This is a genomic window from Candidatus Methylomirabilis limnetica, from assembly GCF_003044035.1.
In the GTDB taxonomy this organism is placed as follows: domain Bacteria; phylum Methylomirabilota; class Methylomirabilia; order Methylomirabilales; family Methylomirabilaceae; genus Methylomirabilis; species Methylomirabilis limnetica.
Window position 1 is genome coordinate 1 of the sequence record NZ_NVQC01000038.1, and the last position, 23,749, is coordinate 23,749.

Consider the following 23,749-nt stretch of genomic DNA (forward strand, 5'->3'; position numbering starts at 1 on the left):
AGGCTCGGGTGTGGCCATCGAAGAACATCTCCTGTCGCTCGTACGGATAGGCCCGCACAAAGGGCATGCCCGAATAGCGCGATCGCATACAGAAGAGCTTGACCTGCCGCTCCTCTCCTGCCATGCGGACCCAGGCAGCTCCCCAGTCGACTTCCGCCTCCTGCGCGAGCTCCGGGTCTAAGGGGATGACCGCTGTGACTGTCGGCCATCCCAGCCGAGCCTTCTGCTCCCGCACCCATCGTCTAACTGTCGACTCCGCACCCGGAAAGGCATACTCTTCGACCAGTCGGGTCCAGATCCGGTGCGCCGTGTGGCGATGCTTCTTGGGGGTCTCCTGATCCGTGCGGAGCCAGCCCTCGATGATGGCGGCGACCGAGTCCATCACCCGGGAGGCCGGTTCGTGCCTCCTCCGGTACTTAGGCTCCCAGCCAGCTAGAACCTTGCGGATCGTTTTGCGTGTATGCCCAGTCTCCCGCGCGATCTGACGAATACTCTTCTGATACACCCGAGCGGCCGTCCTGATGAGCTCGTACTGATCCATCCCTAGCACTCCTCTCCCTCCCTGTCTCTGGTGTGGTCTTGCTCGAACACACGAGAAACAGCGAGCGTATCAGAGTGGGCTCCTTTTGCTCGATCATTGCCGTGTTAGGTGGGTCCCTTTTACTCTAGCGAAATCATATTAAGAGCAACCGGGGTAATTTTTTTCGGATTATTCAACAGCCTGATAAATGCATAGTCATGAGCATAGCTCTGCACAGTCATCCGGGTCTCGTCCTCACTTATCCCATCGACCACCAGTACCTCAAGGCGATCCTTAGGGTAATCATTGGCAACGATGGAATCGAGGCATTTGCCGATCAACTGTCCCTCGTTCCGGCAAGGAATGACGATAGAGACTTTGGGAAGATCACTCAAAGACCAGTATCCTACACTGTTGGAAGTTCGACGAAACCATCTACCCAATCCCGCCGAAGCCTTCCATGAGTGTTACGAGCCGCTCAGCCACCGTTCGGATATTGAAATCGGCTGAAACCCTAGCGAATCCAGTTTCAACTAAGCTTTCCGAATAGGCGGAGTCCTCCATAACTAACTGGATAGCGTCGGCCAGAGCCCCCGCGTCGGCCGGCTTGACAAGGACTCCAGCGCCGTCGCCAAGCAGCTCAGGAATTTCCCCGGTGGTCGTTGAGATCGTCGGCACTCTATGCGCCAAAGCCTCCACCAACACATTTGGAATCCCTTCGCGCTCGCCGTTCATCGTGTGTATGCTGGGAAGGACAACTAGATCGATCTCTCGGCGTCGGAGCATACGAATGACCTCGTCGTGCGGGATGGCGCCCCATAACCGTACACATTCGTGCAGTCCATACTCGCGCACTAAGGCTTCGAGGCTTTCCCGGAGGGGTCCATCACCCACGATGTGACAGATGAAACGCCAGCCCCGCTGCTGGAGCAATCGACAGGCCTCAATTAAGTAACAGTGCCCCTTCTTTTCTACAAGGTTTGCCATGCATCCAATCGAGAACTCCCGATCGCTCCTGAGACATAGTGCGCCTCCATCCTCCAGTACTTCAGTGCCCGTGTGGATGGTGAAAAGAGTCTGGCACTCCCTTACCCCAGTAATGTCAAGAATCTCGTTCTGACCACCAAGCGAAGCGACGCGAGCGAAGCTAGCAGATAGGAGCTTAGCGCGGAGGAGGTTATCCTCGGCAATATCCCAACGGTAGGCAGTAAAGCTCCATGACACTCCTGTAAGACGAGAGACTACGAGGGCCATGGTGGCGGGCACCGATGCCCAATGGGCGTGGATATGATGAGCCCCGAATTGCCGAATGAGTCTGGCGACGTACACAGCTTTAGGAAACACTGCAAGGTTTTTCATCAATACGCGAAAGCTTGTTGCGCCCTTGATGATTTCCGCGAACGCCTGCCCCACACGTCTTGGCGACCAGAGGGTCGCGGCGGCCACGTAGCCCAGAATCATGGGGTTGATCACCGGTAGCCGAATCGTATACTGACCTATCCTACGGGCCAACTCGCCATGAAAAAGTGCAGAACCTGGCCGGACCGGAATTACAAGGACGGCCTCGACCAGGCGCCGAAGCTCGGCGATCTCCGTCAACACGAACGACTCGCTCTTCCCCCATGGGGCCTGAGAGGTGAACACAGCAACTCGAAGCTGAGAGATGGCCATCCCCGGTGCTCCAACTAGCCAGGCCGAAGGTCGGGAAGACCCCGACTCCGCAATACTGAGTTGTAGAGGGCAACGGTCTGGTCAATCATCACGGAGATCGAAAAGCGAGATTGGACGTACTCGCGTCCGTGCCTCCCACACTGGCCTTGAAAATCCCTATCGCTTAGCATGCGAATAACGCGGTCAACGAGCGTTGGCACATCACGCGGCGGTACTATGTATCCCGTAACCCCATCCGCGAGCAACTCACCAACGCCTCCCACATTGGTGGCTACAGTGGGAACGCCTGCCGCGAACGCCTCGAGAATGACGTTGGGGAGGCCCTCCCAGTCCGATGTCAGGACCAGGAGGTCGATCACACCAAGGATACGAGGCACGTCGTTCCGAACTCCAGCAAATCGGACAGATTTGTCGATTTCAAGATTGCGAGCCTGCTCGCCAAGTGTTGCCCGCAACGGTCCGTCCCCAACCAATAAGAACCCGCACCTGAGACCGCTGCGGAGAACGGCCTGAGCCATCTCAAGAAACAATCCAGGGTTCTTCTGGGGAACAAGACGACCGATGAACCCCACCACATATTCGAACTCCCCTAATCCGAGTTCCCGGCGCATCGTGTGCATTTCGGGCCCCAGAAGCGCATGAGAGGCCGGGACCCCGTTATAGATGACGTCGATCTTCAGTGGATCCAACCCTTCAGTATGGATAAGGTAGTCTCGAATGGCATCGGCGTTCACGACTACTCGATCCGTCACCCATGACAGTATTCGGTCTAACACATTTGCAAAGCTGCCTCGTTCAATTTCAATATTCCGTTCGCTAGATATACGGATTGGGACGCCGGCTAGGTATGCAGCCACTCGCCCCCAGTAACCCGCCGTCCTGAGATACGTATGCACAATGACTGGACGCTCACGCCGAAACAAGGTCACAAGGCGCGGGATGAGCAAGGTGTCTATCCCTGGGCGCTTGGGACAGAGAACGGTTTGCACTCCAACCAGACGCTCGAACTCCGGCTGCAATCCAATGTCGGACTCGGAAAGAGAGACTACGGTCACGTCCGCAAGCCGGGCGATGCTTTCAGCCAGATAAAGGAGCTGTCGCTCTGCACCTCCCATACCTAGGCCGCCGATGATATACAGGATCTTCATCCAAGTACCACGTCCTCACTGTTATCAGGTTTCCGTACCGCCGCGGCAAGCGCTAACAGTATCCAGAGAACCTTTGAGTACTCCAAGCTCGCGAACAGTCCACCGAACAGGAGAGCCGTATTCCCTAACTCCGCACTGTTGGCAAAGGCTGTCCCGAATCTTGTCCCCAACAAGCTCAGTCGTTGGCGACCTCTGACCGCCACAAAGCTCGTGGCGAGAAATCCTAGGAATGCGATAAGACCGATTATACCCGTCTCGGCGAACACCGAGACGTACATATTATGCGCCCCGCGGGCTTCCACCGTACGCAGATTGGCGTAAGTCGCAATATGGCGGTTGAATTGTCCAAGGCCAACACCAGTTAAGGGATGATCCAGACCCATCTGGACGCCCGCTCTGTAGTAAAGAAGCCGCGTCGGAATTGACCCCTCCCGTAGCTGTGTCCCGGATAGGGCGATCCGGATAGTGTCGATGCGATCGTAGAAACCCTCTGGCGCCAACACGAAAGCCGCAAGGATGACCACAACCAGAGCCACTTTGGGCCGAACTCCGCCAGATCGCAAGAACAGTAAGTAGTACAAAAGTACAGCCACAGCGGCGACGAAAGCCCCACGCGAGAATGAGAGTAAGATACTGTAGGCAATCGGGCCCAAGGCAAGCCACATAGCAAACCTCAGCCAGCCTGCTGATAATGATCCGAAAACAGGTGCGATCAGGCAGAGCAGGACGAGTTGGATGATACCAAATCGGTTCGCATTTCCAATCGTGCCTCCGACTCGCGCCATGTTCTCGAAGTGAAATTGATATATCGCGAACCCTGCGTTCACCAAGCTACTGAGAACGAACACCATGAGAAGATACTTGAATTCTCCCTCGCCGCGCACAAAATCAATGACGAGAAAGAACATAATTAGAAGCTGTACATAGGTAAATAAAACTGTCAAGCTTTCGGAAATATCTTGTGAGGCGAAGATCGAAACGCCAAGTGAAAGCATAAATAGGAAAGCCCAGACCAGCATGGGAGCCTTCGCCATCTTCAAGGGCATTCCACGAAAAGCCAGATCAATCAATCGCCGAAAGACAATCACAAGTCCCAGAATTCTCACCGGAGTCAATTGAGACGCATCTTCAAAAGTGAGCTCGCCGATTAGATTCAGAAAGATAAATTGGAGCACGCCGAAGGGGTAGAAGATAAAGCTCAACACTAGATCCAGTCCAGCTAGAAACCAATAAATCCCATCTTGACGAGAGAGGCTGCTCATCAGCCATAACCCAACGGTGGCAGCGCCAATGGTTGCACCCAGCCACACGGCAGTACGATTAGGGCGCCCCAACACTTCTGTCCTTTGAAACATCAGATACTCCCGGTCGTCAACCCATCCCCCGTCACTGTGTTCAGGATAGCTGCAAACTTCCTAGCCATCTCCAGATGGGTGTAGCGTGAAATCGCAGTTTCATCCCCCGCGTAGGAGACGCACCCCAACTGCTGATACTCTTTGTAGGCTTTAATCAGAACCGCCTGCAAATCTGCCCTCGACCTGACATGAACTCCGGCGCTGGTTTCACGCAAGAGATCGGACACCACTCCGACTGGACCTCCTAGGGCGATAATCGGTCTTCTCGAACCCAGATACTCAAATGCCTTCGCGGGGTAATGACCAACGAGTTCTGGGGCGTCGGGACCGATCAACAACAGAAGTAGCTGGGACTCTTGCTGACGCACAAGTGCATCGGCTCGCGGTATCAGCCCGCAGATCTCCACAACGTCGCTCAGCCCGCAGCGCTCGACTAAGGCAGGTAACCACCAAGACCCCGGTGGACCATAAAACCGTATCCGCGTCTCCGATCGAGAAATAACCCCTGCCCTTATCAGATCTGCAATCACCTCCAGGAGTAAAGTGGGGTCTCGCTTGCCTTGGTAAAGTTCCCCGGTATGCGAGATAGAAAAGGTCGTTGTGAGCTTGTGCGCTCTCGGCGCGAATTCGTCAGGGTCAAAACCGTTGGTGATCCAGTGGATAGGCTGCTCTCTGAACTTCTGTCTGAGGAGTTCTGCCCACGGAGCAGAGACAGTGACAAGGGCATCCGCAGGACTAACAGTCTTTCTCTCTAAACGCCCCTCTACCGCGCGGCGGATCCGCCCGCCAGCATAGTAATGGTGTTGCGTCCAGAGATCTCGGAAGTCTGCGACCCACGGGCATTTGAGGGTATCCTTGGCTCTTCGGCCAATCAGGTGACAAGAGGGAGGATACGCTGAACTCAGGATCGCATCCACCTTTTCACTTCGACCAAAGTTTTGGATTGCCTCGACCGCGAAGGGAATCCACCCCTTCTTTGGATCAGGATAGGCAATAACTGCCTCCATCCAGTTAAGAACTCGATTGTGAAGGCGCTTGGATTCTGAAATAGAGGAGACGTGGAGCTTAAGCTGCTCATGGAGTCCGCGAGAGACATCCAGTCCAAGTCTTGCCTTCCACGCTCCCACGACATCTCGATACTCTGTCTGGATGACTCTCGCTGAGGGCCGCGGACCATCGGGGAGCCTCGGGGTCACGATAATGGGTTCCCAGCCAAATTGAGGGAGGTACTTGGCAAGCCCGCCAAGTCGCACAGACCCGATCGCGGGGCGTGGAGGGTAAGCGTAGCTGATTAACAGAACCCGCCTCATGAAACCTTTCCGCCGTCAAGACCCGGACCGGACTGAACTAACGCCAGGCAGAGATCTTCGACTCGGCCGACCGAAGGGGAAGCCATGCGGTGCCGAAAAAAGTCATCACATTACATCCTTACTTTTGCATGCGACATGAAAATCGACTGGACGATTACGCTATGCCTCTTAGAATCTTATAATATTTCTCAGCTTCCACATTAGTATGGCAAACATGAATCTCCTCTCTTTCTAAGAGAGAATCAAGAACTTCCCGCCAGAACCCCATCGCTTGATTAGAAAAATTACCGATATGAGTCATATAGCTATGAATAGGCGGCGACATGAACTTTCTTCGATGTCTTAAATTGTAGTAAAGACTTCTAGGATATATTGCCTTTTTTGCCGAATCCGCATTAATAAGAACAAGCCTTCCATCACTTCTCCTTCTCATAACTCCTTTATCAAGATTGATATCAGCATGATAAATTTCCATCACAGATGTTCGTGGAAGGAAGGAAAGAAATTGAGAATCCATCCACCGATATGATCTCTCGTTAAATTTTAGTTCGGAAACAGAAATGAGGTACTTTATTCCATATTCACTAAGTATTTTATCAGTAACACCCAGCTGCCAAGCATGACCAGGCGGAACAAAAACCTCCGGTTTAGAAAGGAATAACGATTCAATTATTTGGAAACTTGTCTGGATATGAAACCGTTGAATATTATACGGCACATTTGAATTTGTATATGTATCGAAGAATTCAATTGGTTTGTTTTTATACTCATGAGTCAGTCCGTGATAACCGAATTCAATGCACTCTGTATTTTCCTTAAGCAAAGCTATAAGCTCTTCCGCATAGGGCAGAGGGGAAGACTCTGGCGCAATATGATTCACGTCCAAATACTTCATAGTAAAACACAGAGGGATTCGCATCTTATATTGCTTGGCGAGACTCAACACATTGCAGTAAAAGTCCATAGTAATTTTCGCACTATCTCTCTCTGGGTTTACGCATGGAAATCCTGCATCATCTACTATGATGAAAAATGGCCATTTTTTTCCGAATAAAATATTCAATAAGCATCTCCCTATTCTCAATACTTATAAGGATTTGCCCCACAACATCTCTACGCCGTCAACCCCGGTCTCACGACCTCGCCAGCGCCCGATATAGCTCTTCCATCTTGCGCATGTTGGTAATATGGTCTGCCCTCTCTACCGCGATCTTTTCACTTCGAGCGCCAAACTCCTGACGAGCAACCTGGTCCTTGATAAGGCGAAGCAAGGCGTTCGCTAGAGCCTCCGCGTCACCTCGAGGAACAACCCAGCCGTTCCACCCATCCTTGATCCACTCGAGGTTTGACGGCGCATCACTTACCACGGCGGGTAGAGCTGCAGCCATAGCCTCCAACAAGGAGACAGAAGTGGTATCAGATTGAGGCACAGATACATACACTTGTGCCCCTCCGTAGCATTCCTCCAACTCTTCGTGGGCCAAGTCACCGATGAAACGAACATGCTTCTCCACGTCGAGATTCCTCGCCAGCGATTCGAACTGAGCCTGAAGGCTGCCGCCTCCGATGAACACAAAATACACATCCCGCCGGATTCTAGAAAGAATCTTCGGGATAGCTCGTATAACCGTGTCTAGGTTATAGATCGGCTCAAAGCGCCGCGTACTCAGCACCACCAGCGCATCCCGCGGTACTCCCGCGAGTTGACGTAAGCAGCCGCTTCCCCGTAGCGAGTGGATGCGTTCCACGTTGACTCCCCACTGAATCAATGCAACGCGGTCTTCCGAAACGCCGAGTGCCACCACCGCTCGCTTCAGGTCCTCTGAGTCCACAGTCACGAGATCGCAACGGCGCAGCCGCCAGCGCGTCACCCACCAGCGGAAGCGGGATTTGGTGGGACCCACCAGGATATCAGACCCCCATGATGTCAGCACGAGTGGGTGCCTGCGAAAGTAGGCTGCGTACCCTCCTGACCAGGAAACACAGTGGCCATGCACTATATCCGGATTGACTACGCGTAGGATTTCTCGCACCTTCTTCCAACGCCGAATGAACCTCACAGGCCCTGGAATCATCCCCTTGACGTTCATGTCGTGAACCACTACGCCCGGAATCGCACGCCCAGCGTCTACATCCGTCGTGGCCAAATGGACATCATGGCCCATGCGTACAAATGCCGATAGCCACCGAATAGTATGAATGCTCTTTGGGGGCGCAAAGTAGAAGAGGCGAAGCTTCATAGCTCACCCTGGTGCAGCAGAGACATCTTCAATGGCACATCCGTCATTACGAGTCAATCCCATTCTTAGTTGACAATGCGAAGCGGCCTCCCATGTCTCTTACGCCACATGCTCTTGCCGTTGGGTGCTCGAGGCAATCTCCCGTTGAAGCGCAGCGCGCAGCGGTGGCAGGTGCCGGTAGCCCTTGATCCGGTGCAGACGCGGCTCGATGGTCAGCAGCGCAGAGGCCACCCAGCGGTGCTTCTGCTCGGAGTTGCGCCACCGATCACCCTTATCGGTGTAGGCCCCGAGCTGCGCATTGAGCGACTCGATGCCGTTCGTCGTCTTCAGGCTGATGCCCAGGGAGCGGAACAGGCCCAGATGATGCAGGGTGAGCGTCTCATCCAAGCCTTCGTCGAGGCTTGTGACCGCCGAGGCGTTCAGGAGCCGCAGTTCGGTCCGAAGGCTGAGCAGCGCCGCCTTCGCCAGGACAGAGGTCGGTTGCTCGTAGGCCGCCTGGAGCGTGCGGCGCCAGAGCGTGCGCTGGCTCTTCGGGAGGTACGCCACACTGTTCTCTCGCGTATGCCATTGACACCGCTGCACGAGGGCCTGAGACCCGAAGACCGTCAGCAATCGCTGTGCGCAGCCCCTTGGGTCGATGACGCAGAGCAGACCTTGCTCGATCTGCAGGCCCCGCTCGATCAGCGCCCGGAGCAAGGCTGCGCAGACCCGTTCGTTCTCGGTCGCGGTTTGCACAAAGCCGAGGATGACCTTCTCCCCGGTCACCGTAATCCCCAGGGCGATGACGATCTCGTCCTCCGCGAAGGTCTTGCCATCGAGCAGCAGGGCAATGACGTCATAGCCGTCCAGCGTGCGCTCACGGAAGGGCCTGCAGATGCTTGGCGCTCTATCGGATGACCCTCCGGGAGACGGTCGAGGGACTGAGGCCAAATGCCTCGGGCACCGCCTCTGCGCAGATCTCATACTGGCGACAGGACAGGCCGTGCAGGATCGTCCGAAAGAGCCCGGCATCCGCGGCCCGTGGCTGCTCGCAACTGCTGGGAGGTACGCAGCGGGATCTCTGTGCGCCGCAGCCGATCCCGGACTCGCTGATAGGTGATCGGGAGTGTCTGATCGAGCAGGGAGACCGACCCGCGCTGGTGGGAGCACCGGACGGCCCCTGGGAGGCTGCGGCTGCGCTGGTACCACTCGCCTGTCAGCGCAGTGACCTCAGCCTTCAAGGTCTCTGCTACGGCCTGAAGCCCCAGGGGGATGAGCGCTTGGATCAGCGCAATCTTGGCATTCAGATCCTCGAGTGCGGGCACCTTGCTCAGCGCTTGCAGGCCCACGTCTTTGACCTTGCCTTGTCCCTGAATTCGCATGACTCTTTCATGGAGCGGCTCCTTTTGTCGTGCGGTTGTGGGGTGTCTTTGCCAACACCACTTCATCACGCAGGAGCCACTTCGTCAATTCTCAACTAAGAATAGCACACCTTCGTCATTACAGACTAACCAGGCGTACCGTAAGCCCCGTTATCTTTCATGGCACCGACGCTTGCAATGGCGTCGCCTCCCTTGCAGATCGGCTGATAGCAAGGTAACAGATAATGGCTATAAGGAATTGCCCCGTATAGGCAATGCTGGAGGCCAAGGCAGCACCTATCACACCGTATCGAGGGATGAGGACCAAGTCCAAAACCACTGTGAGAGCCACTACAACGCCCGCGTTAATGGAGTTATAGGCAGGGCGCCCCCCCTCTCCCGGTAATGTCGCTGCTGAACACCTTGACACCGCCCAGGAGCACAACGCCCGCCAACAGCACCAGCATTGGCATATAAGCACTCACAAATGCCGACGCGTAGATAACAGGTATCGAGGCAGCTCCCCACCTCTACAGCAGATCCATCCGAGCCCTCACCACATAGATCCACCCCACAGTCATCACCACGGACTGAAGTAGTCCAACGATGGACAGGACCTACACGATCGAAATCGTGGGTGCCCACTTCGGGCCGCGCACACAAAGCAGCCCGAGAATTAGGGGAACGTCACCGTAGCCATCGCCAAGAGCGCCCTAAGATCCGCAGCGCTAACCCGCGGCAAATCGTCCGCTATCTCTGACAGCGCCGAAAACATCACACGGCTTCCAATCCCGATAATGTCATTGATGGGCTTTCTCGATATCTCTTTTCGAACACTTGCTGCAACCAAATTTCGAGTGTTAGATACCGACACAGCATCTCGGCGTAGTTAATTCCATTCATATAGTCCAGGCCCCCCACAAGAAAAGCATCAAGAGCCTCGATCACTCGCCATCGTGGGTAGAATTCTGGATATAATGCGGCCGGATTCTCAAGAATTTGGGAAAAAAAGGAGCGAGCTGGCTCTTGGCGGATCCAATTTGGATAATCGGTGTAATTCGCATCTGATTTCCAATTAATTCCTATCTTGGCCAGGCGCCAACTAGCGGCGCGATGGAGCCGACGCCTAAACTTTCCAGCCCGTTCTGCGACTGACGGCCAGTTAATGGGAACCCCGGTTTTTTGCCACGGAACTCCTTTATAGAACAATGGGAAGTTCTGGAGAAGCATCCGCTTGTAGATGAAACTTTTGTACCTTAATTCATTGGGAAGAGAATACACATATTCAAAAAGTTTGTTATCATAAAATGGCGTGCGAAACACGACTGCTGTTTGCGCATACTTGATCCCAGTAAACGCGAATCTTCGGAGGCGATTTTGCAGAAAATAGAAATCAGACGTATGAAGTGCCGAATATTCCTTGAAACTTGTCAGGAGATCAGGATTACATCGCATAGCCTGGGCAACAAGTTCGCGGCTTGCTGGCCGATGAACCAGTTCCTGTGTCAAAAAACTGCCACCCAGAATGACATCGCCGGCATGTCCGTGCACAACAATGTCAAACCATTCGCGATACAGATTAAGCCCCTCAATGCCGTGCATGTGCAAAAGGGCCAGTTCGCCATCCGTCCACCAGACACCGCCAAGCCGGGGAAGCAACCAATTCTGAGCTGTCAACTCGACAATGTGGTGTGTGGCCCTTTTAAGTTTTGCGACCCTTGCAGCAATCCGAATATCGTCGCAGCCCGGTTTGCCGAACGTGACAGTTTGGAGTGACGTACCCTGCTGGGGCATCGCTGCCAAGATTGCGCGTGAATCTAGACCTCCGCTTAGCTCGATGCCGAACCGATGCTGGCTACTGGACCGTCGCAGCACCGCTTGTATGAATAGTCGACCAAGCTCTTCGGCGATTTCGGTGTTGTCAAATGGCCCCCTCAGAGGTTCTATGTCTGCCCACCACCAATAACGCTGCTTCTGCACAGAAGAGGTAGAGAGATTAACGGTTAATACGCTGCCAGGTGAAAGGAGGTGAACACCCAAAAACCAGGTTCGGTCCTCGAGCAAATAACCGATCTCGAGGAATTCGGTGATTGCCTCGGGATCAATACGAGGAGCAAAGAGGGGGAATGCGAGGAACGCCTTTAACTCGGAGGCCCAGACCACAGAGTCACCGACGATTGTCCAATAGAGCTGACGCATGGCGTAACGATCGGTGATCAAATGCAGTGCTTGTCGCGGGCGGTCATAAATGACTGCAGAGTAATCCCCATCAATCCGTCGCAGAAACGAGAAGCTGCCATGATTTTGGATGAAGAGTTCGCCCAATAGGGCGGCGTCACTTGATATGCTCGCGTGCCGTCCGTTAGATAATTCGTCGCGGTTATAAAGCTCGCCATCCAGCCACACCAAAACCTCACCTTCTTTGTGTGGCTGCGACTGAGATGGCAGGACGTTAATGTGAGATCTGGAAACAGCCACTAGGGAATCAGTAAACAGTTGATCCCCTTTATAAAATGATTGGTGCGCAATCATGGCACGCATTTTTTCTAAGATGCGTCCCTCATCCTGTGCGAGCGCAGGACCAAGAGTGAATCCGACTAAGCCAGGCATGGGAACCCCCAAGCAATTAGTTCGCTAAAAGCCGCCACAGATCTTTAATGTACTGCCGCTCAAAGTAACTGATTTGTAAAACAAAGATCGTGCTTCCAATGAGGCACAGAGAAAGAAGGAGCACAATATGGTTTCCAATTAAGACAGTCAGGATATTATTACTCAAAAGCACGGCGCTTGCCATAACGGTCACAAACGTCGCAGGGCGCACAAAAACAAGTAGGTACTGTCGCAATGGCAAATCTATCAGGCGGCAAACAATCCATACGAAAGGAAGGAAATACAGACCGACAAGGATCACATGTGAAATCGCCACAGCGGCGACACCATAATGCACAACTGCCGCGAACGTAATGGCGTTCAGGGTAGCACTAAAGCACTCCCACTTGAAATCGATGTCCACGCGACCCTTTGCCAGCAAGACGGAGCCAGACGGGTTAGCAAAAGACTTCAACACGCCGAGAAAGGCAAGGATTTGAACCAAGCGGATGGCTTCCCCCCACTTTGGGCCGAATACGAGAGGTACCAAAACCGGTGCGGTCAGACCTGCTCCAATTAGCACTGGTAGTGTCGTGAAGGCCAGGAATTTGGCAATGGCGAGATACCCGCGGCGCAAGGCTGCATTATCAGACTGAACCTTCGCGAACAAGGGGAAGGCAACGCTGGTCAGAATCGGGTTGATCGTAGTCAAAGGAAGAACGACTAATTGATAAGCGAGAGTGTAACTGCCTAAGGCGTGGGGCCCGAGAGCGCGGCCGATAACAAGATAGTCGATGTTAGCGGAAATGTAATTGACGAAGCGCTCACCCATCTGATAAAGACCGAAGTTGATGTAGCCCCTGAGATCGCGAAGGTCAAAGTGCCATGTCGGGTGCCAAGAGTGTCGGCCAAAAGCGACATACAGTGTCGCCGTAGTGGCTGCCGTGGCTAATTGCGCTAAAATGAGAGAGAAAACACCATGACCACGGAATGCGAAAATGACCGCTACGGCAGAGCCGATGGTTACAGCGATCATCTGGATGCGGGCGAGCAAAGCAAAATTGAGGTCTCTTTGCATGACATTGCGAAAAACGAAGCCGATAGCGTTAATTAAGAATAGGGGGGCACACCAGGGTAGCAACATTCTCAGTTGAGGTTCAGCATAGAAGGTCGAGAATAGTGGAGTCGAGGCGATGATGAAGGTGGAGACCGCGGTTGCAAAGGTAAGATTGAGCCAATATAGGCTGGCCAACTGGTGAGAGGTAGTATCACGGCGTTGAATGATCGCATTACCTGTTCCTAGATCCATGAAGGCATCAATCAAGCCGAGCAGAATGGAAATCATTGCCATTAGACCGAAATCGACGGGTGTCAAAAGGCGGCTAAGGATCGCAATCCTGAGCGTCTGAAGACCCACACGGAAGATGGCAGAAACAGTCGTCCACTTGACCCCATGTACAGCCACTTCTCGGTGCTGGTCTTTTGATGGAGAACATTGGAGTCGGATATCAGCGTGTCCATTGGATTAAGAAGTAAAGTTGTACCAAGAATAACCAGTAGTCAGACCGCATGGTACTGAGTCTGGGCGACGCCGGAAATGTACAGTATGTCCACAACCACCACGAATCTCCTCATGTTGGCTTCCAGACGGTACGATCGACCTCTTGCCCTTGACCCCTTACACGGAAAACGAACTGTCCTGTCGTGAGTATGTAACAAGGTCTCGCTGAGATCGGCTATTTTTGACCTGCTCATTTAATTCTCACATCCGGCTAACAGCCGTTTAACCCTCACCGAATCAACCTTCTCAGGCGCCTATAAACGTGGTACATCGGATTCTCCCAACGCGATACCTTTACCCGCATTCGGGCGGCTCCAAAGGACTCCTTGAACGCCACAACGCCCGCATGTCCTCCGCTCGGATTAAAGTCGTACCACCGGTATCCGCACCCGTGAGCATCCCTGATAATCTCGGATTGCAAGAGGTTCGTCGGGCTATACGAGAAATACGATTCTAGCCCGGCACCATGCCACCAGACCGCGTGCCAGCCATTCCAGTAAAAAACCAAAGCGCCCGCCACCACCAGACCACGCACTTCGGCAATCCACAGCCGGCACGCTTCACTTGACTGAGCGTACTCTCTTATGGCTTCGAAAAGTTGCCATGGGTATCTGCTCGTAACACTTCCCCCCCACCGTCGGAGGCTGTCATGGTAGACTGCATAGTAGGCTTTGAAATCCTCCAGTGATTCCGCGATTCGGACTTTCACGCCCATCTTCACCGCCTTTTTTACACTATACCGATTACCATGGCTGGTTCCTCGAAGCACCTGATCAATCCCGGCGGAGAGGTCGAGAACGTGCGTGAAGTCGTTACTTGCAAGGAACGGCCTGGGCAGCTCGAACGGCGCATACGGATTCTCAACAATCGTCAGTTCGATTGTACGAGGGCCGGTCAGCCTTGAAAGGATAGATTCGATCTCCCATTGAGCGAGACGACGCGTCGAAATAACACCACCGTAAACATTTGCTGCAGTCATCGCGTACCCATGCATAAGCCCGCCCAGATGGATTGAAGTTTCGACGGCAGGCACGATCGCCACGCGCTGGTCGTCCAGCAAGAAACCTCGTGCACATCGACGAACTGCTAGTCCGGCCGTTTCGAAGAGTCTGCCCCATGCCGGCGTGTGGAAAAACGTCGCGTATTCGCAATTTCGCGCGACGTCCTCCCACAGCGTGTCCGATACCCATCCAAGCTCACGCATCGCGGGATCCCAGGAAGGCGAGATACCTCAGTATCGCCGAGAGCACTTCAATCCGCGGATATGTTTTCATCGGATTACGCCTCGATCAGGATGTCATAATACGGGACGTTAAGAAGATAGCTCTCATCTGCACGTTGAGCGAGAAACATTTCCCTTCGGGCCAGCCAGTTCAGAGAGCAAACGAATAGCCCCGGTAGACAATTAGCCATACGGATGAAAATAGTGGATAGCTTGGAATTTTGCCTACTGCGAATTCGCCGTACAGTTTTGACACGAAAGTCTTTCGACAGCTCGGGAATATAATCGGACTCCATGCTCGCTCGGGCCACGCTTCCTGAGGAACGACCAGAGAGGCTGGCCTGTTCGATGAGAATCTGACGTCCGCTTAGCACGAGAACGCGACGTATTTCGGACACAATTCGTGGGAAATCTGAACCTCCCACGAGGTATTGCATGACCCAACATGATAGGCACGTATCAAAAACCACATCCGGACCAGCGAGAACTAGATCCAAGGAGTCGGCACACCTTACCGAAGGATGCTCGGCCCAGAGCTGCTGTCGCCGCTCTGGGCTCGATTCACAAATCCAGGAAAGGACGCCAAGGTCGGCGAAGTTTCGAACCAGGTTTTTTCCCTAGTAGCCAGCGCCGATACAGGCGATCACGGCCTTAGGCGGTGATTTCTCGCGTCCATCGCAGTTATCATTGGGCATCCAGTGTCTCCCCTCACCCCCCCATCCTCACCTTCCCCCTCGTAGGGGGGAAGGGACAAATCCACCCACAGCTTCGACCTCTTTCCCCCTTAAAGGGAGATCACACTTTAGACCTCCTCCCCCCTTGAACGGGCCCACAACTGAATAAAGGCTCATGGTATGAAACTGTGGGTTACAGTTTCGACCTCCTCTTACCCCCCCATCCTCACCTTCCCCCTCGTGGGGGGGAAGGGAAGTGCGGTGGTACCTTCACCCGGTGGGGGGAAGGGATAAATCACCCACAGTTTCGACCTCTTTCCCCCTTGAAGGGAGATCACACTTTAAGCCTCCTCCCCCCTTGAGGGGGAGGATTGAGGTGGGGGGGAGAGCCGAATAAAATAACACCATACGATGCGTAACTTCAGGCGCTCCGCCTTAATATCGCTGCAATCCTGGCCTGAAGTTCATCCAATCGGAACGGCTTTGTGATGTAATCATCTGCGCCGGCCCTGAGTCCGGTGACGACATCGTCTTTGTCGCCGTATCCTGTCATCATGATAATTGGGATGTTTCGATACTGGGGGTGGTCACGCAACGCCTGGCACACCTGGAGACCATTTTGGTCCGGCAGCTTTACATCGAGAAGGATGAGATGGGGGCGCTGACGCTGGATTCGATCGAATCCGTCGCGGGCGCTACAGGCTGTTGCCACCTCATACGTACCGTTCACGGCCTCTTTCACCAAATCGCAGAGGGTCTTATCATCATCAATGACCAGGATGCGATACTTTTCACCAACCTCAGGAACCGAGAATGCAGACTCCTTGAGAGAAGGAGCATAACTCGGGATCATGTCATGTATCTGTCGCAGAAGGGCGGGCACGTCGCCAACCATCGCCAGAGTTTCGAGGCGGTTAAGACGCTCCTCCATATCCCCGAAGGAGGCCTGCGGCTGCCGCACCGCGAAGATCCGGTCATATTCTGACACCAGAACTTCGTCGTCGTCCCAAAGGCTCTCGTGCAACTTCTCCCCTGGGCGCAATCCTGTGTATCGCTTTGTGACTCGCGATGGGTTCAGACCTGACGTCAGGGCGAGGTTATTCACCAGTTCGTCGATCTTGACCGGCTCTCCCATGTTCAGGATAAACACGTCCTCCTCGCAGTCCATCGTACTGCTCTGCAACACCAGTCCAACCGCTTCGGGTATCGTCATGAAGAAGCGTGTCATCTGTGGGTCTGTGATAGTAATGGGCTCTCCATTCTCGATCTGCTTCTGGAAGAGGGGCACCACACTTCCGGCGCTGCCGAGCACGTTACCAAATCTCACGACAAAGAAATGAGGCGTCCCGCTTAACCCGTGTGACTGTCGGAGGACTCGATTGAGGGCTATAATGTACATCTCGCTCACCTTCTTCGTCGCCCCCATCAAGCTTTTCGGCCTCACGGCCTTATCGGTTGAGATGAAGACGAAGGTGTTTACGTCAAACTTCTGCGCAACTTCAGCCAGACGTTTCGTCCCGATGATATTGTTGAGAACCGCCTCTCCCGGATGGTCCTCCAGGATCGGCACGTGTTTATAGGCTGCGGCGTGGAACACAACCTGCGGCCTCGTGCGTTCGAATATCTCCGACATGCGTGGAATATGCTTGATGTCCGCAAGGGCTGCCGTTACGTTGGCCTCGGGGGAATGTTGTCGGATCTCCAATGAGATGTGGTGCAGGGCATTCTCGGCGCGTTCGACCATGATGAGCGATTCAACACCACAACTGATAAGTTGCCGACATAGTTCTGAACCAATGGATCCCCCCGCTCCGGTCACCATGACCCGCTTTCCGCGGAAAAACTCGGTAATCGCCTCTCGGTTGATGGCCACCGGTTCTCGCCCAAGCAATTCATCAACGTTCACCTTTCGAAGATACCGCAGGTTTCCATCCCCCCGCACGAGCTGGGTAAAAGACGGGAGGGTCTTGAATTCCAGACCAGCCCCGGCGCAGATGCTGCCGATGCGGCGTAGCCCGTTACCAGTCGCGGTCGAAATCGCGATGATCGCTTCCTGAATCGCATACGTCTTCGCGATGTCAGGAAGCCTGTCGATTGTGCCGAGCACAGGCCGGCCATGAATGGTCGCCCCCTGCTTTTTGGGATCGTCGTCGACGAATCCGATGAGTCCGTAACCCGACAACGGATTGCCAAGGATTTCCCTTGCGATCAATTCACCGGTTTCCCCTGCCCCGATAATGACAACCTTGCGGCTATTGGTTGGGGATGTGTCACTACTCAGGTGTTTAGGCTGAAGGCTGAAGCTCGACCGCACGAGGAGCCGCATCCCTCCTGTAAGCAGGACCGTCAAAGGCATGGTCAATATGAGAATCGATCTCGGATAGCCATGCCATCCCATAAGGACCACGGCGAAACCGTGCAGACCTCCTCCTATAGCTGATGCCTTGATAATCTGCCACAGGTCCTCTACGCCTGCAAACTTCCAGATGCTCCTATGGGTCCGGAGCGTTACGAAGGATACGAGATAGGCCGCGCAGACAATGGGAAGGCCGTAAAGGAGATGCTGCGTCTCCTTCTCAGGAAGTGCCCAATCAAACCTGACCATGAAAGCCGATAGGTTTGCCGCAATAACAGCGAGGCAGTCCAGCGTCAACCTCGCATATTTTTGTATGTGGGGGGGCGGATTCAGTGTTGTGAGGATCCTTTCCCCTATCGCTATAGGCGTTCGGATTACGTACCAGAGATCACCGGCAAGCGAGCGCGTACGGACGTACTCTCGGTCGCTCTCGAGTTTCTCCTGCATGAACTGCTTGGTATAGTGTTCATAGACATCAACTCCAGGAGGAAACGTATCCGACTCACCTACCCAGGCAAGTTGCGTTGGACCAGTGATTCCCGGTTTGACTTCCAAGATCGCGCGTTGTTCTGGCGTGTACTGTTCAACTATTGCAGGAATCTCCGGACGAGGCCCGACAAGGCTCATGTCGCCTTTCAGGACATTGATGATCTGGGGGAGCTCGTCGATCTTCAGCAGCCTGAGCAATCTGCCCACCCGAGTGACACGCGGGTCGGCGTTCCCTGTCAGATGAGGGCCAACTTGGTCAGCATCGACAACCATAGATCTGAATTTCAGAATCCTGAAGGTCTTCCCGCGCCTCCCGACGCGCTCCTGAGCATAGAAGACTAAACCTGGGGAATCCAGCTTAATGGCGATGGCCACGAGGAGAAAGATGGGCAACAGCAGCACAAGCGCCACCAGGGAGAATATGAGATCTATCGCCCGCTTCAGCATCGCCTTCTCCGGCTCAACCCTTTACCCCCCATCCTCACCTTCCCCCTCAAGGGGGGAAGGGATTTCTGAGGGATGGAGAGCCCACTGCCGCCTCCGCCTTCCGCTAACAAGAGTGGCCCGCAAGGGGGGAAGGGACACCCATTTCGGAATCCTCCCCCCTTGTGGGGGGGGTAATGCCTCTACTCGCAGGGGAGAACTCCAGACCTCCCGACAGACGGGCGGGGATAAACCCCGCCCCTACACCCCCCATCCTATCCTTCCCCCGCCAGGGGGGAAGGGAAGTGCGGCGGGACCTGTCCGGATAATGACAAAGCCCACCTGCCGCAATGGAGCGTAGCGGAATAGCGATCAGGTGCAGCACCTTGTTAGGCAAAGATTTCATCAACTTATACGGTCTCAAATTGCAAACTCTTTAGCATTTGCACTGGGACGCGCTTGCTTAAGCCCAGTATCTCAACCCCGACTACGTTGTCATTTGCATCATAGTCGAGAATTACGCCTGGTTTAACCTCCTCGGACTCGACAATGGCTGACTCATCGAGCCGAAAATATAACGCGTCATTCTTGTGATCCACCTTTAATCTCATTGCGGCCTCCTTACTCTACGGTCAAAGAAGACAGTGACGATTCTCTGAGGCCGGGCATCCGGATTCACAACAACCCGTAAATATCGTCCACCGTGCTGCTCAATAGATCGAATATAGTGAAGCATTCCATCATCCTTTGGTTGCTTCTTCTCGGGATCTTCTAAAGCCAACTCTACCCAAGCTTCTTGAATGTTCCGCTCCCTTAGCATATCATAAGCATGTTCAGAGAACTCATACTCGATCATGCCTGCCTATGTGCCGCAGGCGCCGGACCTCCATCCCCCCCACCCAGAGGGTACCCGGGAGAAGGGATAGGAGAGGGAGAGCCTTCCCTCCATCGGCACCGTTCGGTCACATCGTGAGGCGTGAGGAGGAGCCCCTTATGCCTTCCGATTGAAGAACCACGTAACTTGCTCATCCTCGCTTTCACTCTCCGCTATGTCGTAAGGCGGCTAGACCTGTGATTGAGCCATTTCTTGAAAGAGGCCTGACTTTCGCCTGAGGGTTTCCCAGCCAATAGACCCTCAACGCTCACATCCTCATCGATGTCTTCCCAGTGGATACCCTGCCCCTCACCAATCAGCCTCCAGTGACTTCGTTCTTGTTGGGTCGCATGCACAAGGCGAGGGAACCACGCAAGTGGGACTGAGATCGTCCGCCCGTCGCTCAAATCCACGCTCAGCGTATCGTCGGTTACCGTAATGCTTTCAGCATTTGGAACCTCAATCTCAACTGCCGAAGTAGTCATTCCACGCCTCCATGAATCTTGGGTCATGCTCATTCACGAGTTGCTGAATTCGACCGATTTCTGCTCGAGTAAATCTACCACTCTTTTGTAGCCGTATCGGATCCAGCCAGAACTTTGCAATTTTGCTGTTCCGTTCCACATGAATGTGCGGCGGTTCATCTCGATCGCCGGCGTAGAAGAAGAACCGATACGGGCCAACTTTCAGTACCGTCGGCATGAGCCCTATCTCCGAAGGGTGTGGAGTGTGTCGTGTACGGACTCGATCACTCGCCCTATGTCGGCATTCGTCATCGCCGGATAGATTGGGAGCGAGACCGCACGCTCGAAGATATGTTCGGCGTTCGGAAACGCTCCCTGATGGTAGCCAAATGACCGCTGATAGACGGGGTGCAGATGAAGGGGAATGAAGTGAACGGAGGTCCCAATGCCCTTCTCTCCAAGGGAGCGAATGACCTCGTCTCGCCCACTAGCCAAGGCGGGAAGATTGAGTTGTAAGATGTACAGGTGCCAGGCGTGTGTGCCGTAGTCGGCCTCTTGAGGGATCACGCACGTCTCCAGACCTGAGAAGCTCTCGCTATACATCCGAGCAATCTCTCGCCGTCGCTTGTAAAAGTCATCCGACCTTCTGAGTTGCTGGATTCCCAACGCCGCAGCCAGATCGGTCAGGTTGTATTTAAATCCGAAATCGAGGATCTCGTAATACCAGTGTCCCTTATCGGAGTACCGGTTCCAGGCATCACCACTCAGACCATGGAGGCTCATCCGCTTCATTCTGGCGGCATGGTCGTCGCGCATCGTCGCGATCATCCCGCCCTCTCCAGTGGTTATCGGCTTGGTGGCATAAAAGCTGAAGGCCGTGAGATCACCAATAGCCCCGATCATCTTTCCTTTGTAGGTGGCATGAAGGGCATGAGCGGCATCCTCAATGACGTGAAGGTGATGCTCCCTGGCAAGTTCCATGATCGGATCCATGTCACATGCCTGCCCGGCGATGTGAACGGGGATGATGGCCTTGGTCTTCGGCGTGATCAGCGGTGCTACCGTAGCCGCATCAATATTGAAGGTGTCAGGCCGGCAGTCGGCCAGGACAGGACGAGCCCCGAGGTAAGTCACCACTTCTCCGGTGGCGGCAAACGTATAGGTGGGGAGGATCACCTCGTCGCCTGCCCCGACGCCAACTGCATCGAGAGCCAGATGGAGCGCGGCGGTGCAGGAGTTGACGGCAATGGCATGCTTGGCGCCAACGTAGGCGGCAAAGGCCTCCTCGAATTGTCTGACCTTCGGACCAGTCGTCAGCCAGCCGGAGCGAAGCACTTCGACGACTTCGGCGATCTCTTCTTCGCCAATCGAGGGGAGATGGAAGGGAATCTTTTGTTGTTGTCCGTTCTGCATGTTGTTCACAGTAACAAGCGGCATTTGCTATCTCTTGCCATCCATCACGCTCTTCTTCTTCTTCCTAGTGTAGTATATCCAACGATTCTTTTCAATCCGTTCGCCCTGAGCCTGTCGAAGGGTGAAGTATTTCAATTGGTTCCGTTCATGGGTTCGACAAGCTCACCACGAACGGATTGTAAAGGTATTTGTGAGGCACTACACTAGAGTCTTGGGCTCATGGCACGTGGGATGGGCGGGGATAAACCCCGCCCCTACATCCCCCCCATCCTCACCTTCCCCCGCCAGGGGAGAAGGGAAGTGCGGCGGTACCTTCACCCGGTGGGGGGAGGGAAGTATGATTGTTAGCCCTTGATAACTTGCTCCTCTATCGGGACCTTGCTTATGAGGAGCTCTTTCATGTCTACTTTCTTGCTAGCATTATCAATGTCGATACCCACGATATTCCCATCAACATCATAATCGAGGATCACTCCTTCCGATATCTCTTTGCTGTCAGCGCTGACCTTGCCCGACAAATCTATGTAGAGAGAATCAGTGTCTGGATAGTAGTTCAACCTCATGGCTTATACCCCCGATGTCGCAGGGGAAGGCTTTACGCTCTCCCGTGGGATGGGCGGGGATAAACCCCGCCCCTACATCCCCTCATCCTGTCCTTCCCCCACAAGTAGGGAAGGGAGGTGCGGTGGTACCTTCACCCGGGGAGGGGAAGGGAAAGAATCGCTTGCCCCGCCGTGCTCATTCCAGCTTGCGAGAGGAGTCCAGATACGAGCGGTTAGGCTCTCTTTGGCTTCGCTGTATGCTTTTTGGGGAGTAGTGGGATTAAACACCGCAAAGCCCTATTTACAGACTCTGAGTTTGGGAAATATGCTCGAGTATCCGGCTCTAGAACCACTATGCCCTCTTTAGGCATCACGTCCTTAACAACAGTTGTACCATCTGCCTTACGGATAGTCATCGTATACCCAGCTTGCATAGTCCTATAATGTTTACCACGCACTCCACACCTAAAATCATATTCGGTACGCATATCGTTGTCTTCCACCTGTACCATTTTAGTCGCCACCTTCTTCATAAAGTTCCCGCTCCGATGAGGTGGAGGGTATACTGGGAAGGCTTACGCTCTCCCGTGGGATGGGCGGGGATAAACCCCGCCCCCACATCCCCCCCATCCTCACCTTCCCCCGCCACGGGGGAAGGGAAGCGCGGTGGTACCTTCACCAGGTGGTGGGAGAGAGGGTCCGATGGCGTGTAGTGAGCGAAACAGACCGCAAACACACTGTTATCCGAAGTTGCCCGGCTTGTTCCTACGATCAGGCAAAGGCTTTTGCCGGCATCTCAATGTAGCGATCTGGTTCTTCTACCTTACCATGAATGGCAAAGAACTGCCGCTCGATTTCCTTGAGAACAACCGCATCGTAGTAGACCATGCCACAATTCAGGCATACTTCAACAGGGGTATTCGGCACCAGCAAGTATTTCCCCTCGTGGCTATAGAGATACTCAATCCTTCGTTCCTCATGGCGGTCACTGCCGCAGAAATTACACTCTATTGCCATCCTCGTCTTTCTCCTCGCGTCCAAGGGTCAATGAACTTCGGCGGGCGTGGAATGTATACGGTGATAAGTACTACCTTTTCCCCACGCCAGCCGCATACGACGTGAATAGGTATCTTCCCAGCAAAACCTACGACCAGACAACTCTCACCGCGTCCAATATCAGGATACTGCTCAAGGATCTTACTATTCAATAGAGCCTCTTCTACTTGAGCGAAGGTTAATCCGTCCGCTCTCCGCTCAATCTCGGCATGATGGCTGTAAACATACCTGTTGTCGCGAACCCTCGCCTTTATCTCTTCAATGTCCATCTCTGCTCATAACGATACCCACTACTACTGACGGCTCCCACGTCATGCGTCGCTCCTCCTCCCCCCATCCCAGCCTTCCGCCGCCAAGGGGGAAGGGAAGTGCGGTGGTGCCTTCACCTGGTGGGGGGAAGGGATGCCCATGGTGGATTTTTCCCCCTCACGCCTGACGCCCATCTCCCTTCCGAGGGGAGGATTCCCTCTCCGACCTCCTCCCCCCTTGTGGGGGAGGATTG

At 54.1% G+C, this 23,749-nt stretch carries 21 protein-coding genes and 1 pseudogene; all 22 read right to left on the bottom strand.

The window, feature by feature from the left end; all coding sequences use genetic code 11:
• Positions 1–541, bottom strand: a pseudogene (locus tag CLG94_RS12460) (IS21 family transposase); the annotation flags it as partial.
• Between the two features lie 119 nt (positions 542–660).
• Positions 661–915, bottom strand: a complete 255-nt coding sequence (locus CLG94_RS12465; protein ID WP_161954180.1) for a glycosyltransferase — start codon at positions 913–915, stop codon at positions 661–663.
• Positions 916–955: 40 nt separating this feature from the next.
• A complete protein-coding gene (locus CLG94_RS12470; protein WP_107564008.1) occupies positions 956–2,191 on the bottom strand; it encodes a glycosyltransferase in 1,236 nt (411 codons plus the stop codon).
• Between the two features lie 14 nt (positions 2,192–2,205).
• The gene (locus tag CLG94_RS12475) at positions 2,206–3,339 is read right to left on the bottom strand and encodes a glycosyltransferase (protein WP_107564009.1); all 1,134 of its coding nucleotides are present in this window, start codon (positions 3,337–3,339) and stop codon (positions 2,206–2,208) included.
• Complete coding sequence (locus CLG94_RS12480) at positions 3,336–4,694, bottom strand: O-antigen ligase family protein (RefSeq protein WP_107564010.1); 1,359 nt, start codon at positions 4,692–4,694, stop codon at positions 3,336–3,338. The genes CLG94_RS12475 and CLG94_RS12480 overlap by 4 nt, the downstream gene beginning before the upstream one ends.
• The gene (locus CLG94_RS12485) at positions 4,694–6,004 is read right to left on the bottom strand and encodes a glycosyltransferase (protein WP_107564011.1); all 1,311 of its coding nucleotides are present in this window, start codon (positions 6,002–6,004) and stop codon (positions 4,694–4,696) included. Before CLG94_RS12485 ends, CLG94_RS12480 begins: the two co-directional genes overlap by 1 nt.
• 154 nt (positions 6,005–6,158) lie before the next feature.
• Positions 6,159–7,067 (bottom strand): DUF2334 domain-containing protein, encoded by a 909-nt coding sequence (locus CLG94_RS12490; RefSeq protein WP_133174723.1) that lies wholly within the window; start codon positions 7,065–7,067, stop codon positions 6,159–6,161.
• A gap of 70 nt (positions 7,068–7,137) precedes the next feature.
• On the bottom strand, positions 7,138–8,244 hold the full coding sequence (locus tag CLG94_RS12495; RefSeq protein WP_107564013.1) for a glycosyltransferase family 4 protein: 1,107 nt from the start codon (positions 8,242–8,244) through the stop codon (positions 7,138–7,140).
• A 99-nt stretch (positions 8,245–8,343) separates the two neighbouring features.
• Complete coding sequence (locus CLG94_RS12500; RefSeq protein ID WP_161954181.1) at positions 8,344–9,174, bottom strand: transposase; 831 nt, start codon at positions 9,172–9,174, stop codon at positions 8,344–8,346.
• Positions 9,175–9,203: 29 nt separating this feature from the next.
• Positions 9,204–9,605, bottom strand: coding sequence for a hypothetical protein (locus CLG94_RS12505; RefSeq protein ID WP_107564015.1), 402 nt, complete (start codon positions 9,603–9,605; stop codon positions 9,204–9,206).
• A gap of 753 nt (positions 9,606–10,358) precedes the next feature.
• On the bottom strand, positions 10,359–12,194 hold the full coding sequence (locus CLG94_RS12515) for an asparagine synthase-related protein (protein WP_107564017.1): 1,836 nt from the start codon (positions 12,192–12,194) through the stop codon (positions 10,359–10,361).
• A 16-nt stretch (positions 12,195–12,210) separates the two neighbouring features.
• Positions 12,211–13,638 carry an MOP flippase family protein gene (locus tag CLG94_RS12520; protein ID WP_161954183.1) on the bottom strand — a complete coding sequence of 476 codons (1,428 nt, stop codon included), beginning with the start codon at positions 13,636–13,638 and terminating at the stop codon, positions 12,211–12,213.
• A gap of 325 nt (positions 13,639–13,963) precedes the next feature.
• Entirely contained in the window at positions 13,964–14,938 is a 975-nt protein-coding gene (locus CLG94_RS12525) for a lipid II:glycine glycyltransferase FemX (protein WP_107564019.1), read from the bottom strand.
• Between the two features lie 1,113 nt (positions 14,939–16,051).
• Positions 16,052–18,922, bottom strand: a complete 2,871-nt coding sequence (locus tag CLG94_RS12535; RefSeq protein ID WP_107564021.1) for an SDR family NAD(P)-dependent oxidoreductase — start codon at positions 18,920–18,922, stop codon at positions 16,052–16,054.
• Positions 18,923–19,308: 386 nt separating this feature from the next.
• On the bottom strand, positions 19,309–19,509 hold the full coding sequence (locus tag CLG94_RS12540; RefSeq protein WP_107564022.1) for a DUF2283 domain-containing protein: 201 nt from the start codon (positions 19,507–19,509) through the stop codon (positions 19,309–19,311).
• Positions 19,506–19,754 carry a DUF4258 domain-containing protein gene (locus CLG94_RS12545; RefSeq protein ID WP_107564023.1) on the bottom strand — a complete coding sequence of 83 codons (249 nt, stop codon included), beginning with the start codon at positions 19,752–19,754 and terminating at the stop codon, positions 19,506–19,508. Before CLG94_RS12545 ends, CLG94_RS12540 begins: the two co-directional genes overlap by 4 nt.
• Before the next feature lie 191 nt (positions 19,755–19,945).
• A complete protein-coding gene (locus tag CLG94_RS12550; protein WP_107564024.1) occupies positions 19,946–20,257 on the bottom strand; it encodes a DUF2442 domain-containing protein in 312 nt (103 codons plus the stop codon).
• Positions 20,238–20,474 (bottom strand): DUF4160 domain-containing protein, encoded by a 237-nt coding sequence (locus CLG94_RS12555; protein WP_107564025.1) that lies wholly within the window; start codon positions 20,472–20,474, stop codon positions 20,238–20,240. Before CLG94_RS12555 ends, CLG94_RS12550 begins: the two co-directional genes overlap by 20 nt.
• A 5-nt stretch (positions 20,475–20,479) precedes the next feature.
• On the bottom strand, positions 20,480–21,673 hold the full coding sequence (locus tag CLG94_RS12560) for a DegT/DnrJ/EryC1/StrS family aminotransferase (RefSeq protein WP_275666234.1): 1,194 nt from the start codon (positions 21,671–21,673) through the stop codon (positions 20,480–20,482).
• A gap of 320 nt (positions 21,674–21,993) precedes the next feature.
• Positions 21,994–22,212, bottom strand: coding sequence for a DUF2283 domain-containing protein (locus CLG94_RS12565; RefSeq protein WP_107564026.1), 219 nt, complete (start codon positions 22,210–22,212; stop codon positions 21,994–21,996).
• Between the two features lie 750 nt (positions 22,213–22,962).
• Positions 22,963–23,208 (bottom strand): type II toxin-antitoxin system MqsA family antitoxin, encoded by a 246-nt coding sequence (locus tag CLG94_RS12575; RefSeq protein WP_107564027.1) that lies wholly within the window; start codon positions 23,206–23,208, stop codon positions 22,963–22,965.
• A complete protein-coding gene (locus CLG94_RS12580) occupies positions 23,199–23,516 on the bottom strand; it encodes a DUF4258 domain-containing protein (protein ID WP_107564028.1) in 318 nt (105 codons plus the stop codon). Before CLG94_RS12580 ends, CLG94_RS12575 begins: the two co-directional genes overlap by 10 nt.
• Between the last annotated feature and the right edge of the window lie 233 nt (positions 23,517–23,749).

Coding starts and splice junctions, on each gene's coding strand:
- CLG94_RS12470 (WP_107564008.1), bottom strand. CDS start 2,191: ATGGCCATCTCTCAGCTTCGAGTTGCTGTGTTCACCTCTCAGGCCCCA.
- CLG94_RS12475 (WP_107564009.1), bottom strand. CDS start 3,339: ATGAAGATCCTGTATATCATCGGCGGCCTAGGTATGGGAGGTGCAGAG.
- CLG94_RS12480 (WP_107564010.1), bottom strand. CDS start 4,694: ATGTTTCAAAGGACAGAAGTGTTGGGGCGCCCTAATCGTACTGCCGTG.
- CLG94_RS12485 (WP_107564011.1), bottom strand. CDS start 6,004: ATGAGGCGGGTTCTGTTAATCAGCTACGCTTACCCTCCACGCCCCGCG.
- CLG94_RS12495 (WP_107564013.1), bottom strand. CDS start 8,244: ATGAAGCTTCGCCTCTTCTACTTTGCGCCCCCAAAGAGCATTCATACT.
- CLG94_RS12505 (WP_107564015.1), bottom strand. CDS start 9,605: ATGCGAATTCAGGGACAAGGCAAGGTCAAAGACGTGGGCCTGCAAGCG.
- CLG94_RS12515 (WP_107564017.1), bottom strand. CDS start 12,194: ATGCCTGGCTTAGTCGGATTCACTCTTGGTCCTGCGCTCGCACAGGAT.
- CLG94_RS12525 (WP_107564019.1), bottom strand. CDS start 14,938: ATGCGTGAGCTTGGATGGGTATCGGACACGCTGTGGGAGGACGTCGCG.
- CLG94_RS12535 (WP_107564021.1), bottom strand. CDS start 18,922: ATGCTGAAGCGGGCGATAGATCTCATATTCTCCCTGGTGGCGCTTGTG.
- CLG94_RS12540 (WP_107564022.1), bottom strand. CDS start 19,509: ATGAGATTAAAGGTGGATCACAAGAATGACGCGTTATATTTTCGGCTC.
- CLG94_RS12545 (WP_107564023.1), bottom strand. CDS start 19,754: ATGATCGAGTATGAGTTCTCTGAACATGCTTATGATATGCTAAGGGAG.
- CLG94_RS12550 (WP_107564024.1), bottom strand. CDS start 20,257: ATGACTACTTCGGCAGTTGAGATTGAGGTTCCAAATGCTGAAAGCATT.
- CLG94_RS12555 (WP_107564025.1), bottom strand. CDS start 20,474: ATGCCGACGGTACTGAAAGTTGGCCCGTATCGGTTCTTCTTCTACGCC.
- CLG94_RS12560 (WP_275666234.1), bottom strand. CDS start 21,673: ATGCCGCTTGTTACTGTGAACAACATGCAGAACGGACAACAACAAAAG.
- CLG94_RS12565 (WP_107564026.1), bottom strand. CDS start 22,212: ATGAGGTTGAACTACTATCCAGACACTGATTCTCTCTACATAGATTTG.
- CLG94_RS12575 (WP_107564027.1), bottom strand. CDS start 23,208: ATGGCAATAGAGTGTAATTTCTGCGGCAGTGACCGCCATGAGGAACGA.
- CLG94_RS12580 (WP_107564028.1), bottom strand. CDS start 23,516: ATGGACATTGAAGAGATAAAGGCGAGGGTTCGCGACAACAGGTATGTT.